Source organism: Streptomyces sp. NPDC002623, assembly GCF_053592635.1.
Window position 1 is genome coordinate 124502 of sequence record NZ_JBSFWB010000023.1, and the last position, 14544, is coordinate 139045.

The window sequence follows — 14544 nt, forward strand, 5'->3', positions numbered from 1 at the left end:
CGGTCCAGCAACCGGACGGCAGGAACCTGAAAGCACCACCTGGCGGGGCGCTCTTGCGGTCCGCCGTGGTCATGGTTCTTCGTGCGTCCGGCGGGCGGCGAGGGCGTGTTCGCCGGCCTTGCGCATGGCCTCCACGGGGGCCGGGGCGCGTCCGGTCATCTGCTCCACCTGGAGCACCGCCTGGTGCACGAGCAGGTCGAGCCCGCCGACGACGGCGCCGCCGAACATGGACCAGCGGGCGGCCAGCTCGGTCGGCCAGGGGTCGTAGAGCACGTCGAAGAGGGTGGCGGGGCGTTCCGGCACCGCGGCGGCGAGGGCGTCGGTGGCCTGGGCCGGGGTGGTCGCGACGACCAACGGGAAGCGCAGGGCGTCGGCGGCGTCCGTCCAGTCCGCGATCCGGACCTCGACGTCGAGCCGCTCGCCCCACTGCCGCATCTCGGCGGCGCGGGCCGCGCTGCGCACATAGGCGACGATCTCGCCGGTGCAGACCCTGGACAGGGCGGCCAGCGCGGAGGACGCGGTGGCGCCCGCGCCGAGGATCGCGGCCGAGTCGACCTGTTCGATCCCGCGCTCGCGCAGGGCGGCGACCATGCCGGGGATGTCGGTGTTGTCGCCGAGCCGTCGGCCGTCATCGGTGAGGACGAGGGTGTTGACGGCCTCGACGGAGGCCGCCGTCTCGCTGATCTCGTCGAGCAGCGGGATGACGGCACGCTTCAGCGGCATGGTCAGCGAGAGACCGGCCCACTCGGCGCCGAGCCCGTCGACGAAGGCGGGCAGAGCCGCCTCGTCGACGTCGAAGCGGTCGTAGGTCCAGCCGCCGAGTTCCAGCGCGTCGTACGCGGCGCGGTGCAGCGCCGGTGAGAGGGAGTGGGCGATGGGGCTGCCCAGTACCGCGGCCCGGCGGGCGTCAGTTGCCCGTGCTCTCATCGAACTTGTCCTTGAGTTTCAGGAATTCTTCGTGCGTCTTGGCGAATTCGGTCTTGCTCACGCCGTCGGTCGCCACGAAGTAGTACCAGCCCTCGTCGGTCGGATTCAGCGTCGCCTTGATCGCCACGTCGCCGGGATTTCCGATCGGGCCCGGCGGCAGGCCCTTGCGGGTGTAGGTGTTGTACGGGTCCTTGTCCTTGTTGATCTCCGACTCGCTGATTTCGATGTTGCTCTCGTTCTTCGCGTAATTGAAGGTCGAGTCGAACTGCAGGAAGCCGTATGTCTGGGGGTTCGCGAGATCGAGGCGGTTGTAGATGACCTCGGCCATCCTGCGGTAGTCGTCGCTGGTCTTGCCCTCGGCCTGGACAAGGCTGGCGACCGTGATCACCTGCAGCGGACTGTCGAGTTTGAGCGTCTTGGCCTTGGCCTCGAGGTCGTACCCGGCGTACGCCTCGTTGGCGCGGGCGACCATCGACTTGAGGACCGCCTCCGGCTTCATGCCCTTGGCCGCGCCGTAGGTGCCGGGCAGGAGGAAGCCCTCCAGCGGGTCCTTGATGTCATCGTTGTCATTCGCCCACTTGGGCAGCCCGAGCGTCTGAAACTTGCTTTCCGCGACCTTTTTGGTGGTACCGGCGGAAAGGCCGAGTTTCGTGTCGATGACCTTGTAGACGGCGATGTTGCGCTGGCCGGGCGTGACCACCACATTGGCCTGGCTCTTCGGGTCGAGCATCATCGCGACGGCGCTCTTCGCGGACATCTCCTTCTTCAGGATGTACGCGCCCGCCTGGATGCCGTCCGCTTCGGCATTGCTCGTGAACGCGGAGACGAACGCGTCCACGCTCTTCACGACCCCGGCGTCCTTCAGCAGCCGGCCGATGGCGGCGCCGCCGGATCCCTTGGGAACCTCCACGCTCACGGACTCGCTCGTGCCCTCGCCCGCGTAGTCCGGAGCCGCGCCGTAACGATTCTGGTAGAAGTCGTAGCCGAAGTAGCCGACGCCCGCGATGCCCCCGCCGAACACCAGCACGACGACCAGACAGGCACAGCCGCTGCGGCTCTTCTTGCTCTTCGTGGCCTTGGCGCCTTTGCCGCCCCGGCCCCGCCGACTCCCGGGCTCCGCCTCGTCGTCGTCCTCGTCGTCCTCGGCCCCGCCGCCCGCGAAGAAGGCGTGCTCGCCCTGGTCCGGACCCGGATCCCAGTCAGTTCTCTGCTCCGACTCGGGATCCGGCGCCGCTTCGGGCGCGGGATCCGGTTCGGGCTCGGCACGCCGCCGGGCGGGCGGCTCCGGAGGCGGGTAGGCGTCCGGGGTGCCGTAGAAGTCGGGCTGCTGCGCGCCGTAGGCCGCGGCCTGCTGGCCGTAGGGGTCGCCGGGGTCGGCCGCGTACGGGACATGGGCATGAGTGCCCGTGCCGTCCCAGCCGCCCTCCGGGTAACCCTCGTGGTAGGCCTGCTGGTTCGGGTCTACGTACTGCTGCTGACCCTGGTCCCCGTACTGCTGCTGGTCGTAGCCCTGGTACTGCGGGTCGTACTGCTGCTGCTCGTACTGCTGTTGGTACTGCTGCTGGTCGTACTGCTGCGCCTGTCCGTGGCCCCAGTCGCCGTACTCCGGCTGCTGAGGCTGCTGCTGCGGGTAGTGGTGCTGCTGCTGGCCGCCGTAGGCAGGCTGATGACCCGTGGGGGCCTGCTGCCCTTCCCATCCGCCGTCCCCGAACAACGGGTCCTCCGGATGCCACGGTTCGGAGCCTGGGCCCCGGCCATACTCAGTCATCGATCCCCTAGAGCCGCGAGGCGGCGATCACGCGGCCTTCGCGGGCCCGTCACCGTTCCGCCTCTCTCTGTGCGGCGACTGTTCGAACAGCACCGCATCGCGCGGAACGTTACCGTATCGCGATCAGATGACCACTTCGACGCCCTCGCCCGGTGCTTTACCTGACACCCGTTCGGATTCCAGTGCCTGCTGAAGGATGATCACAGCGGCTGCCTGGTCGATGACCGCACGGCCCTTCTTCGACTTCACGCCCGAGGCGCGCAGTCCCTGACTGGCCGTCACGGTCGTCATCCGCTCGTCGACGAGCCGCACCGCGATCGGCGCGATGCCCTTCGCGAGCTCCTGGGCGAAGCCCCGAACCTTTACCGCGGCCGGGCCCTCGCCCCCCTTGAGGGAACGCGGAAGACCCACGACGACCTCGATCGGCTCGTACTCCTCGACCAGTTGCCGAAGGCGGCGATGAGCTGCCGGAAGATCCCGGCCGGGGACCGTCTCCACCGGAGTGGCGAGGATCCCGTCGGGGTCGCACGAGGCGACCCCGATCCGGGCGTCCCCGACGTCGATCGCGAGCCGACGGCCCTTGCGCATCGGGTGACTCACTTGGCCGTTTCCGCCACGAGCCGCTCGACCGCGTCGACGGCCTCGCCGACGGCGGCCGGGTTCTGGCCGCCGCCCTGGGCGACGTCCGGCTTGCCGCCACCGCCGCCGCCGAGGGTCTTGGCGGCCGTGCGGACCAGCTCGCCGGCCTTGAGACCGCGCTCGCGGGCGGCCTCGTTGGTGGCGATGACCGTCAGCGGCTTGCCGTTGTTGACCGCGAACAGGGCGACCACGGCGGCCCGTCCGCCCTGGATGCGACCGCGCACGTCGAGGACCAGCTTGCGCAGGTCGTCGGGGGCGGTGCCGTCCGGGACCTGACCGGTGACGACGGCGATCCCGTGGACGTCCTTGGCGGACTCGACAAGTCCGGCGGCGGCCTGGAGCACCTTCTCCGCGCGGAACTTCTCGATCTCCTTCTCGGCGTCCTTCAGCTTGCCGAGCATGGCGGAGACCCGCTCCGGGAGCTCCTCCGGACGCCCCTTGATCAACTCCTGGAGCTGGGCGACGACCGTGTGCTCACGGGCGAGGAAGTTGTAGGCGTCGACGCCGACGAGGGCCTCGATCCGGCGCACGCCCGAGCCGATCGACGACTCGCCGAGCAGCTTCACCAGACCCAGCTGGGAGGTGTTGTGCACATGGGTGCCGCCGCACAGCTCCTTGGAGAAGTCGCCGATGGTCACCACACGGACCCGCTCGCCGTACTTCTCGCCGAACTCGGCGATGGCGCCCTGCTTCTTGGCCTCGTCGATGCCCATGACGTCGGCGCGGACGTCCAGGTCGCGGGCGAGCACCTCGTTGATCTTCTGCTCGACGTCGGTCATCACAGCCGTCGGAACGGCGGCCGGGGAGCCGAAGTCGAAGCGGAAGCGGCCGGGCTGGTTCTCGGAACCGGCCTGGGCGGCCGTCGGGCCGAGCGCGTCGCGCAGGGCCTGGTGGGTGAGGTGGGTGGCCGAGTGGGCGCGGGCGATGGCGGTGCGGCGACGGGAGTCGATCGAGGCGTGCACCGAATCGCCGACGGTCACCTCGCCGACCTGGACGACGCCCTTGTGGACGTAGACGCCCGGGACCGGCTTCTGGGTGTCGCGGATCTCGACGACGGCGCCGGAGCCCACCTTGATACGGCCGGTGTCGCCGATCTGGCCGCCGCCCTCGGCGTAGAACGGGGTGCGGTCGAGGACGATCTCGACCTCGTCGCCCTCGGTGGCGGCCGGGGAGGAGACGCCGTCGACGAGGATCCCGACGACCGTGGACTCGCCCTCGGTGTCCGAGTAGCCGAAGAACTCGGTCTCGCCGGCCTTGTCGGCGATCTCCCGGTAGGCGCCGGTCCCGGCGTGGCCGGTCTTCTTGGCCTGGGCGTCGGCCTTGGCGCGCTCCCGCTGCTCCTTCATCAGACGGCGGAAGCCGTCCTCGTCCACGGACAGCCCCTGCTCGGCGGCCATCTCGAGGGTGAGGTCGATCGGGAAGCCCCAGGTGTCGTGGAGCAGGAACGCCTTGTCGCCGGCCAGGACACTGCCACCGGACTGCTTGGTCTCGGTGACGGCGGTGTCGAGGATGTTGGTGCCGGCCTTCAGCGTCTTGAGGAAGGCGTTCTCCTCGGCGACGGCGACCTTCTCGATGCGCTCGCGCTCGGTGATCAGCTCCGGGTACTGCTGGCCCATCATGCCGATCACGGTGTCGACGAGGTCCAGGACGACCGGACCGGACGCGCCGAGCAGGCGCATGTTGCGGATGGCGCGGCGCATGATCCGGCGCAGGACGTAGCCGCGGCCCTCGTTGCCGGGGGTGACGCCGTCGCCGATGAGCATCACGGAGGTGCGCATGTGGTCGGTGACCACGCGCAGCGAGACGTCCGAGTCGTGGGCCTTGCCGTACTCGACGCCGGTCAGCTCGGTGGCCTTCTTGATGACGGCCATGGAGGTGTCGATCTCGTACATGTTCTGCACGCCCTGCAGAATCATGGCGAGGCGCTCCATGCCGAGGCCCGTGTCGATGTTCTTGCTCGGCAGGTCGCCCAGGATCTCGAAGTTGTCCTTGCCGATGCCCTCGCCGCGCTCGTACTGCATGAAGACGAGGTTCCAGATCTCCACGTACCGCTCGTCGTTGACGGCGGGGCCGCCCTCGACGCCGAACTCGGGGCCGCGGTCGTAGTTGATCTCGGAACAGGGTCCGCAGGGGCCGGGGACGCCCATGGACCAGTAGTTGTCCTTCATGCCGAGGCGCTGGATGCGCTCGGCGGGGACGCCGATCTTGTCGCGCCAGATGGTCTCGGCCTCGTCGTCGTCGAGGTAGACCGTGATCCACAGACGCTCGGGGTCGAGCCCGTAGCCACCCTTGTCCTGGGGCGTGGTGAGCAGCTCCCAGGCGTAGGTGATGGCGCCTTCCTTGAAGTAGTCGCCGAAGGAGAAGTTGCCGCACATCTGGAAGAACGTGCCGTGACGGGTGGTCTTGCCGACCTCTTCGATGTCGGGCGTGCGGACGCACTTCTGCACGCTGGTGGCGCGCGACCACGGCGGCTTGACCTCACCGAGGAAGTACGGCTTGAAGGGGACCATGCCGGCCGGGACGAGGAGCAGAGTCGGGTCGTCCGCGATGAGCGACGCCGAAGGGACGACGGTGTGCCCGCGCTCCTCGTAGAAGCTCAGCCAGCGGCGGCGAATCTCGGCCGACTCCATCAGTGGTCCTCATTCCGGTCGTACGGGTGCGTCGTGGTCTCGACGTACGTCGTGTGCTTGCTGTTCTCGATGGCGGCGTACCGCCGGGGGCCGGGGAGTGCGGGGTCCTCGTGGATGCCGAGCGCGTCCTCGAGTTCCGCCTCCCGCTGAGCCATGTTGTCGCGGACGTCGAGCGCGAAGCCGACCGCGCGGTCCTTGAGGCGTGCTCCCGTCTCGAGCGCCTTGTTGGCCGCGGTCGCGGCGAGGCTCTCGGGGGTCAGCTGCCTGAGCTTGCGGTTGACCTTGGTGGTGGCCCAGACACCGGCGGCGACGCCCGTGGTGAACCAGAAGGTGCGGCGGAACATCGCTGGTCTCAGTCCCTCTTTCCACGGGGCTTGCGCTTCTCCCGCCGGGAGACCGTACGGCCCACGATCACGGTACGCCGGGGCTCCCTGGCGGGCGCGTCGTCCTTCCGGCCCAGGGCGCGGCGGACGCCGTACCCGAAGGCGGCGACCTTCACCAGGGGGCCGCCGAAGGTGGAGGCGACGGTCGTCGAGAGCGCGGAGGCGTTCGACGTGACCTCCTGGACGTCGGAGGCGATGGAGTCGACCCGGTCGATCTGGGTCTGTGCGGAGCGCACCGCCGCGGAGGCGTCGGCCAGCAGCGGGACGGCCTGCTCGGTCACGTCCGCGACCAGCTTGGTGGTCGCCCTGAGCGTCTGGGCCAGCCTCGCCAGCGCGACGGCCAGGAAGGAGACCAGGATCGCCCAGAAGACGGCCACCAGGATCCCGGCCACTTCTCCACCGGACACCTGGCACTCTCCTTGCAGTGATGTCACCTATCTCTGGCGCTGAGCCTATCGCGCCGGACCCGGCGATCCGTACCGGATTAGGGGTGTGCGAAGGCCCGCCGTCGCCCGCCCCGAGGGGCAGGCGGCCGGCGGGCCTTCGCGGAGATCAGCGTGCGTAGTACTCGACGACGAGCTGCTCGTCGCAGATCACCGGGATCTCCTTGCGGTTCGGCTCGCGGTCCAGGCGGAAGGCCAGGGCGCGGAGGTTCACCTGGAGGTAGCGCGGGGTCTCGCCGTCGGGGGCGAAGCCGCCCTCACGGGAGATGGAGAAGAGGGTCTTCTCGCGGCTGCGCTCACGGACCATCACGACGTCGTCGGGCTTGACGCGGAAGGACGGCTTGTCGACCTTCTGGCCGTTGACCTCGATGTGGCCGTGGACGACCATCTGGCGGGCCTGGTAGATCGTGCGGGCGATGCCCGAACGCAGGACCAGCGCGTCGAGACGGCGCTCGAGCTCGATGATCAGGGCCTCACCGGTCTTGCCCTGGACCTTGGAGGCACGCTCGTAGGCGCGCACGAGCTGGCGCTCGGACACGTCGTACTGCGCGCGCAGACGCTGCTTCTCGAGCAGACGGACCTTGTAGTCCGAGTTCTGCTTGCGGCCGCGACCGTGCTCGCCCGGCGGGTAGGGGCGGGCCTCGAAGTACTTGACGGCCTTCGGGGTCAGCGCGATGCCGAGGGCACGCGACTTCTTGACCTTGGGGCGGGACTGATTCGCCACTGTGTTCTTCTCTTTCCTGAATTTCCGGCTTGTCAGGGTTAAGGGAGGTCGCATCCGCAGCCGGGGAAACCCGCCGGTCCGCAAGGGACCTGTCGGGCAGCCGCTCCCCTTGGTCTGGGCACATACGTGCAGCACGCGAGTTGCCCACCGACCGTTCCCGGAGCTCCGGGTGGTGGTGGGCTGCCCGCGACACCGTTCGACCGGTGCGCGACGCTCCTGGAGCCGATCCATGGACCAGGGATCCGAGGACCGGGGCTCCGGCTGACTGTCCTGTTCTGACGGCACAGGACGCAGCACTTCGGGCGAGTCTACAGGGTGCTCAGGAGCCCTTGCGACCGAGGTGCGCTCTGGTCCACTCGACCGCGTCCGCGTAGCGGGCCTCGGCGCCGTGCCGGGTGGGCGCGTAGTACTCCCGGCCGTCGATCGCGTCCGGCGCGTACTGCTGGGCGGCGATGCCCTCGGGCAGGTCGTGCGGATACACGTACCCCTGGGCGTGCCCCAGCTTGGCGGCGCCCTTGTAGTGCCCGTCCCGCAGATGCGGCGGGACGGGGCCGGCCAGTCCCTTGCGGACGTCTTCCAGGGCGGCGCCGATCGCCGTCGTCGCGGCGTTGGACTTGGGGGCCAGGGCGAGCGCGATGGTGACATGGCTGAGGGTGAGCGCGGCCTCGGGGAAGCCGATCATGGCGACGGCCTGGGCGGCGGCCACCGCGAGGGGCAGGGCGCCCGGATCGGCGAGGCCGATGTCCTCGCTGGCGGAGATCATCAGCCGGCGGGCGATGAAGCGGGGGTCCTCGCCGGCCTCGACCATGCGGGCCAGGTAGTGCAGGGCCGCGTCGACGTCCGAACCGCGGATGGACTTGATGAGGGCGCTGGCGACGTCGTAGTGCTGGTCGCCGTCGCGGTCGTACTTCACCGCCGCGCGGTCGACCGTCTGTTCCAGCGTCTTGAGGCTGATCTCGGTCTCGTCCTGGTCGAGGGCGGCGCCGGCGGCCGCCTCCAGGGCCGTCAGGGCGCGGCGGGCGTCGCCGCCGGCGATGCGCAGGAGGTGGGCCTCGGTGTCCTCGGGGAGCGTGACGGCCCGCTTCAGGCCGCGGTCGTCGGCCAGCGCCCGCCTGACGAGGTCGCGGAGGTCGCCGTCCGTGAGGGGTTCGAGGGTGAGCAGGAGCGAGCGGGAGAGGAGCGGCGAGATGACCGAGAAGTACGGGTTCTCGGTGGTCGCCGCGATCAGCGTCACCCAGCGGTTCTCGACGGCCGGCAGGAGGGAGTCCTGCTGGGCCTTGCTGAAGCGGTGGATCTCGTCGAGGAAGAGGACGGTCTCCTTGCCGAAGCCGCCGATGGCGCGGCGGGCGCCGTCGATGACCGCGCGGACCTCCTTGACGCCCGCGGTGATCGCCGACAGCTCCACGAACCGCTTGTCGGTGGCCTTGGAGACGACGTACGCCAACGTCGTCTTCCCGGTGCCGGGCGGGCCCCAGAGGATCACCGAGGAGGGGCCGGCCGGGCCCTTGCCGCCGTCGCCGACCAGGCGGCGCAGGGGTGAGCCCGGCTTCAGCAGGTGCTGCTGGCCCACCACCTCGTCGAGGGTGCGCGGGCGCATCCGGACCGCCAGGGGGCTCCCTGCGGGGTCCTTCTCCTGGCGTGCTTCGGCTGCGGCGGTGAACAGGTCGGGCTCCACACGTCGGAGCCTACGTCAGGGGTCCGACAGTCCCGCCGGGCACGTGGTCCGCCGCCGGGCTCAGGCCCAGAGGTCGGCGCCCCAGCGGGTCAGGATCAGCATGCCGATGATGCCGACGTGGGTGGCCGGCAGGACCCAGGTGAACTCGCCGAAGAACCGCTTCAGCCAGCTCGGGGCGGGCAGGAGGTCGTTGCGCACGTTGAACGAGGTGACGTACCAGAACATGGTGATCGTCGCGACCCAGGCCAGCGAGCACCACAGGCACAGGGCGTTGATCTTGTACAGGGACTGGTACTGCAGCCAGGTGCAGAAGACCACGCCGAAGAGCGTGCCGAAGTTGAACGTCAGCCAGTACCAGCGGGGGAACCGGGCCCGGGTCAGCAGGCTCATGCCGACGCAGATGACGATCCCGTAGCAGACCAGGCCGAGCATCGGGTTGGGGAAGCCGAAGGCGGCGGCCTGCTTGCTCTCCATGACGCTGCCGCAGGACACGATCGGGTTGATGCTGCAGCTGGGGGTGAACGTCTTGCCGTCCACCTTGCCTTCGAGGATCTTGAACTTGTCGACCGTGATGACCCACGCGGCGAGCAGACCGGCCGCGCCGGTGATCAGCAGCAGGATCGCGAACGCACGGCTGCCGCCCACCGTCCGGGGCTCGGACGCGGCGACGCGCTCGGGCTCGGACTCCGTGGAGACGTCTTTGACTGTCGTCTTGCTCATCACGCCGATCCGTCACTTGAGAGTTGGACCATCTTCGGGCTGGGGCCATTGTGCCGCACGAGGCCGTCCGTCCACCGTTCGGTGGACATAAGGACGTACGTGCGGCAGCCGCCGGGCGTTCGGTTCCGGCCACCTGCCGAAACCGGTGACGCCCGGCGTGCGGCGGGGCCCTAGCCCAGCCTCGACTCCAGTTCTGCCACGATCTCGTTGACGCCGATCGCCGTCTGCTCCCCGGACTGCATGTCCTTGAGCTGGACGACGCCCTCGGCCAGGTCGCGTTCGCCCGCGACGATCGTGTAGCGGGCGCCGCTGCGGTTGGCGCTCTTCATCGCGCCCTTGAGCCCCTTGGCGCCGTAGGAGAAGTCGGCGGCGACGCCGAGCTTGCGCAGCTCGGTGACCTTCGCGAAGAGCACCCGGCGGGCCTCCTCGCCCAGCGGGACCGCGAACACGGAGGTCGAGGCGGGCATTTCGAGCTCCACGCCCTCCGCCTCCAGCGCCAGCACCGTGCGGTCGACGCCCAGGGCCCAGCCCACCGAGGGCAGCGCGGGGCCGCCGAGCATCTCGGAGAGGCCGTCGTAGCGGCCGCCGCCGCCCACCGCGGACTGGGAGCCCAGTCCGTCGTGGACGAACTCGAAGGTCGTACGGGTGTAGTAGTCCAGGCCGCGCACCAGCTTCGGGTCGTCCTCGAAGGCGACGCCGGCCGCGGTGATCAGCTCGCGGACCTCCTCGTGGTACGCCTTGCAGGCGTCGCACAGGTAGTCGCGCAGCAGCGGGGCGTCGCCGAGCTGCTTCTGCACCGACTCGCGCTTGTCGTCGAGCACCCGGAGCGGGTTGATCTCCGCGCGGCGCAGGGTGTCCTCGTCGAGGTCCAGGCCCCGCAGGAAGGTCTGCAGCGCCTCCCGGTACACCGGACGGCACTCCTTGTCGCCCAGCGAGTTGAGCAGGATGCGGAAGTTCCTCAGGCCCAGCGTGCGGTACGCCTGGTCGGCCAGGATGATCAGCTCGGCGTCCAGCGCCGGGTCCTCCGCGCCGATCGCCTCGGCGCCGACCTGGGAGAAGTGCCGGTAACGGCCCTTCTGGGGGCGCTCGTAGCGGTAGTACGAGCCGGAGTACCAGAGCTTGACCGGCAGGTTGCCCGTCTTGTGCAGGTTGGCCTCGAGGGCGGCGCGCAGCACGGAGGCCGTGCCCTCGGGGCGCAGCGCGAGCTTGTCGCCGCCCTTGGTCTCGAAGGCGTACATCTCCTTCGTCACGATGTCGGTCGACTCGCCGACACCGCGCGCGAACAGCTCGACGTTCTCGAAGCCGGGCGTCTCGACGTAGCCGTAGCCGGAGTTGCGCAGCGGCGCGGCGATCGCCTCGCGGACGGCCAGGAACTTGGCGCTGTCCGGCGGAATCAGGTCGTACGTGCCCTTGGGGGCCTGAAAGGTGCTCACGGAAGGTCTCTCGTCACATTCCTCGTCGGGGAGGGGTGGGCGAACCCGCTCCCTGGCCGGCGGCCGCCACCTGCCGCAGATACGGGTTGGCGGCGCGTTCCTGGCCGATGGTCGTCTGGGGGCCGTGGCCGGACAGCACCACGGTCGAGTCCTCGAGCGGCAGGCACACACGGGCCAGCGAGTCGAGCATCTCGGCCATGTCGCCGCCGGGCAGGTCGGTGCGTCCGATGGAGCCGGCGAACAGCAGATCCCCGGAGAAGAAGACCGACGGGACGTCGGCCGTCTCGGGCATCCGGAAGGTCACCGACCCCCTGGTATGGCCCGGCGCGTGCGCGACGGAGAACTCCAGGCCCGCCAGGTCCAGCCGGACGCCGTCGGTCAGCTCCCGGACGTCGTCCGGCTCCCCCACGGTCAGCTCGCCCATCAGCGGCATCCCGATGGACCGGCCCAGCGCCTTCTCGGGGTCGCTCATCATGTAGCGGTCCTCGGGGTGGATCCAGGCGGGCACGTCGTGCGCGCCGCACACCGGGACGACCGAGGCCACATGGTCGAGGTGGCCGTGGGTGAGGACGACGGCGACGGGCTTCAGCCGATGCTTCGCAATCGCTTCCTCGACTCCGGGGGCCGCCTGGTGGCCCGGGTCGATGATCACGCACTCCTCGCCCGCGGCGGGGGCGACGAGATAACAGTTCGTCCCCCAGGCGCCGGCGGGGAACCCGGCAATGAGCACGATCGTCCTTCGTTTGTGTCGATACGCGTGGGCTTCTGGCGGCTGCGCCAGTGGTCAGAGCCTACCGGCGCTGCCGTTTCCTCAGCGAACCCATATACGGTACGGGACACACGCAGGCTGTCGGCTCACAAGACGCACGCGTCCCAGTCGACGTACGAGACGCACGAGGAGAAAACCCGGTGGTCACCCAGGAACAGCGGAAGCGTCAGCTCGCCCGGGAGAAGTTCTTGCGGCAGCAGCAGCGGCGCACCAGCGCCCGGCGCAAGGCGCGTGTACGCAACTCGGTGATCGCGTCGGTGCTCGGCGTGATCATCATCGGCAGCCTGGCGCTGTACACGACGGGCGTCCTGAAGGACGACGACGACAAGGCGAACGCGAGCTCGGAGACGACGCCGTCCGCGACGCCCAGCGCCGCGAAGGACCCGTGCGAGAAGGCCGCCGCCGGCGCGATCAAGACGGAGACCTGGAAGAAGGAGCCGACGGTCACCATCGACGCGTCGGCGAAGTACACGATGACGCTGGCGACCACCTGCGGTGACATCGGCATAGCCCTGAAGGCGAAGGCCGCGCCGCACACGGTGAACTCGTTCAGCTTCCTCGCCGGCAAGGGCTACTTCGACCACACCAAGTGCCACCGGCTCACCACCAACGGCATCTATGTGCTGCAGTGCGGCGACCCGACGGGCCAGGGCAGCGGCGGTCCGGGCTACACCATCCCGGACGAGAACCTGAAGGACACCAGCCTCAAGGACAACGTCTACCCGGCGGGCACGGTCGCGATGGCCAACACCGGTCAGGCGCACACCGGCGGCAGCCAGTTCTTCCTCGTCTACCAGGACAGCCAGCTGCCGCCCAGCTACACCCCGTTCGGCACGGTGTCGGCCGACGGCATGAAGGTTCTGCAGAAGATCGCCGCCGCGGGCGAGAACACCGGCGCCGGTGACGGAGCCCCGAACGCGACGGTCGTGATCAACAAGGCGGCGGTCACGAAATCCTGACGACGACCTGAAGACAACCTGACGACAAGGGGCGGTCAACTGCGCAATTTCGGTCGCGCTGGATGCGGACAGGCGGCCCGCCGGTCGCCTATGTTGGCCGTGACGAAACTGTGGACGATGCCCAGGGGCGCTGAAGCCCCTCGGAGGCATCATGTGGAGGAGGCGCTGTGAGCAGCGACCCGTGGGGCCGCGTCGACGAGACGGGGACCGTGTACGTGCGTACGGCCGACGGCGAGCAGGTGGTCGGTTCCTGGCAGGCAGGCTCCCCCGAGGAAGCACTGGCCTACTTCGAGCGCAAGTACGAGGGCCTGGTTGTCGAGATCGGCCTCCTCGAGAAGCGAGTGCAGACCACCGATCTGTCGGCCAAGGACGCGCAGGTCGCGATCGACCACATCCGCGAGCAGGTCGACGCGCACCACGCGGTCGGCGATCTCCAGGCGCTGAAGGACCGGCTGGACAAGCTGGTGGCGACCGTCGAGTCGCGCCGCGAGGAGCGCAAGCAGCAGCGCGCCAAGCAGTCCGACGAGGCCCGCAAGGCCAAGGAGGACCTCGTCACCGAGGCGGAGCAGCTGGCGCAGTCCGACCAGTGGCGGGCCGCCGGTGAGCGGCTGCGCTCCCTGGTGGACACCTGGAAGGGTCTGCCGCGGCTGGACCGCAAGTCGGACGACGAGCTGTGGCACCGCTTCTCGCACGCCCGCTCGGCGTTCTCCAAGCGCCGCAAGGCGCACTTCGCGCAGCTGGACGCGCAGCGCGAGGACGCCCGCCGGGTCAAGGAGCGGCTGGTCTCCGAGGCCGAGGGGCTGTCCGGCTCCACGGACTGGGGTCCGACGGCGGCGCGCTACCGCGAGCTGATGGCGGAGTGGAAGGCGGCGGGCCGCGCCCAGCGCGAGCACGAGGACGATCTGTGGAACCGCTTCCGCGGTGCGCAGGACGTGTTCTTCGCCGCCCGCAGCTCGGTGTTCGCCGAGCGGGACGCGGAGCAGACGGAGAACCTGAAGCTCAAGGAGGAGCTGGCCGAGGAGGCCGAAAAGCTCCTGCCGGTCGGGGAGCTGAAGGCGGCGCGTGCCGCGTTCCGCTCGATCAACGAGCGCTGGGAGGCCATCGGCCATGTCCCGCGGGACGCCCGGCCGAAGATCGAGGGCCGGATGCACGCCGTGGAGCGGGCGATCCAGGAGTCCGAGGAGGCCGAGTGGCGCCGGACGAACCCGGAGGCACGCGCGCGTGCCGCGGGTCTGACCGGTCAGCTCCAGGCCGCCGTGGACAAGCTGAAGACGCAGATCGAGCAGGCCCGTGCCCAGGGCAACTCCGCGAAGGCCGACAAGCTGGAGCGGGAGCTCGAGGGCCGTCAGGCGCTGCTGGACCAGGCCCTGAAGGGCCTGGAGGAGTTCGGCGGCTGACACACCGGCTGACACCCGAGCCACAGTCACGTGAGGGGCCCCGTACCTCGTGTACGGGGCCCCTCACGTGTGTTCCG

General features: G+C 69.7%; 13 protein-coding genes. 2 read left to right on the forward strand and 11 right to left on the reverse strand.

Annotation, left to right across the window (positions count from 1 at the left end; all coding sequences use genetic code 11):
- Window positions 1-69: 69 nt before the first annotated feature.
- From ACWD4O_RS33980 to ACWD4O_RS34030, 11 genes are all read right to left on the reverse strand, one after another.
- Complete coding sequence (locus ACWD4O_RS33980; protein WP_451285820.1) at window positions 70-927, reverse strand: shikimate dehydrogenase; 858 nt, start codon at window positions 925-927, stop codon at window positions 70-72.
- A complete protein-coding gene (mltG, locus tag ACWD4O_RS33985; RefSeq protein ID WP_451285822.1) occupies window positions 908-2695 on the reverse strand; it encodes an endolytic transglycosylase MltG in 1788 nt (595 codons plus the stop codon). The genes ACWD4O_RS33980 and mltG overlap by 20 nt, the downstream gene beginning before the upstream one ends.
- 123 nt (window positions 2696-2818) lie before the next feature.
- Window positions 2819-3283 carry a Holliday junction resolvase RuvX gene (gene ruvX / locus ACWD4O_RS33990; protein ID WP_451285878.1) on the reverse strand — a complete coding sequence of 155 codons (465 nt, stop codon included), beginning with the start codon at window positions 3281-3283 and terminating at the stop codon, window positions 2819-2821.
- An 8-nt stretch (window positions 3284-3291) separates the two neighbouring features.
- A complete protein-coding gene (gene alaS / locus ACWD4O_RS33995; RefSeq protein ID WP_451285824.1) occupies window positions 3292-5964 on the reverse strand; it encodes an alanine--tRNA ligase in 2673 nt (890 codons plus the stop codon).
- A complete protein-coding gene (locus ACWD4O_RS34000; protein ID WP_450948689.1) occupies window positions 5964-6308 on the reverse strand; it encodes a hypothetical protein in 345 nt (114 codons plus the stop codon). The genes alaS and ACWD4O_RS34000 overlap by 1 nt, the downstream gene beginning before the upstream one ends.
- 8 nt (window positions 6309-6316) lie before the next feature.
- Complete coding sequence (locus ACWD4O_RS34005) at window positions 6317-6754, reverse strand: DUF948 domain-containing protein (protein WP_351919123.1); 438 nt, start codon at window positions 6752-6754, stop codon at window positions 6317-6319.
- 145 nt (window positions 6755-6899) lie between these two features.
- Window positions 6900-7514 carry a 30S ribosomal protein S4 gene (gene rpsD, locus ACWD4O_RS34010; RefSeq protein WP_351919125.1) on the reverse strand — a complete coding sequence of 205 codons (615 nt, stop codon included), beginning with the start codon at window positions 7512-7514 and terminating at the stop codon, window positions 6900-6902.
- Between the two features lie 319 nt (window positions 7515-7833).
- Window positions 7834-9189: a replication-associated recombination protein A gene (locus ACWD4O_RS34015; RefSeq protein ID WP_451285827.1), complete on the reverse strand. Its 1356-nt coding sequence runs from the start codon at window positions 9187-9189 to the stop codon at window positions 7834-7836.
- Between the two features lie 60 nt (window positions 9190-9249).
- On the reverse strand, window positions 9250-9909 hold the full coding sequence (locus tag ACWD4O_RS34020) for a vitamin K epoxide reductase family protein (protein WP_451285829.1): 660 nt from the start codon (window positions 9907-9909) through the stop codon (window positions 9250-9252).
- Window positions 9910-10079: 170 nt separating this feature from the next.
- Window positions 10080-11342, reverse strand: coding sequence for a histidine--tRNA ligase (hisS, locus tag ACWD4O_RS34025; RefSeq protein ID WP_451285831.1), 1263 nt, complete (start codon window positions 11340-11342; stop codon window positions 10080-10082).
- Between the two features lie 13 nt (window positions 11343-11355).
- On the reverse strand, window positions 11356-12072 hold the full coding sequence (locus tag ACWD4O_RS34030; protein ID WP_451285833.1) for an MBL fold metallo-hydrolase: 717 nt from the start codon (window positions 12070-12072) through the stop codon (window positions 11356-11358).
- A gap of 179 nt (window positions 12073-12251) precedes the next feature.
- Here ACWD4O_RS34030 and ACWD4O_RS34035 point away from each other — a divergent pair, with 179 nt between their 5' ends.
- Together ACWD4O_RS34035 and ACWD4O_RS34040 are read left to right on the forward strand one after the other, a co-directional pair.
- A complete protein-coding gene (locus tag ACWD4O_RS34035) occupies window positions 12252-13070 on the forward strand; it encodes a peptidylprolyl isomerase (RefSeq protein WP_451285835.1) in 819 nt (272 codons plus the stop codon).
- A gap of 167 nt (window positions 13071-13237) precedes the next feature.
- The gene (locus ACWD4O_RS34040; RefSeq protein ID WP_451285837.1) at window positions 13238-14467 is read left to right on the forward strand and encodes a DUF349 domain-containing protein; all 1230 of its coding nucleotides are present in this window, start codon (window positions 13238-13240) and stop codon (window positions 14465-14467) included.
- The last annotated feature ends 77 nt before the right edge of the window (window positions 14468-14544 follow it).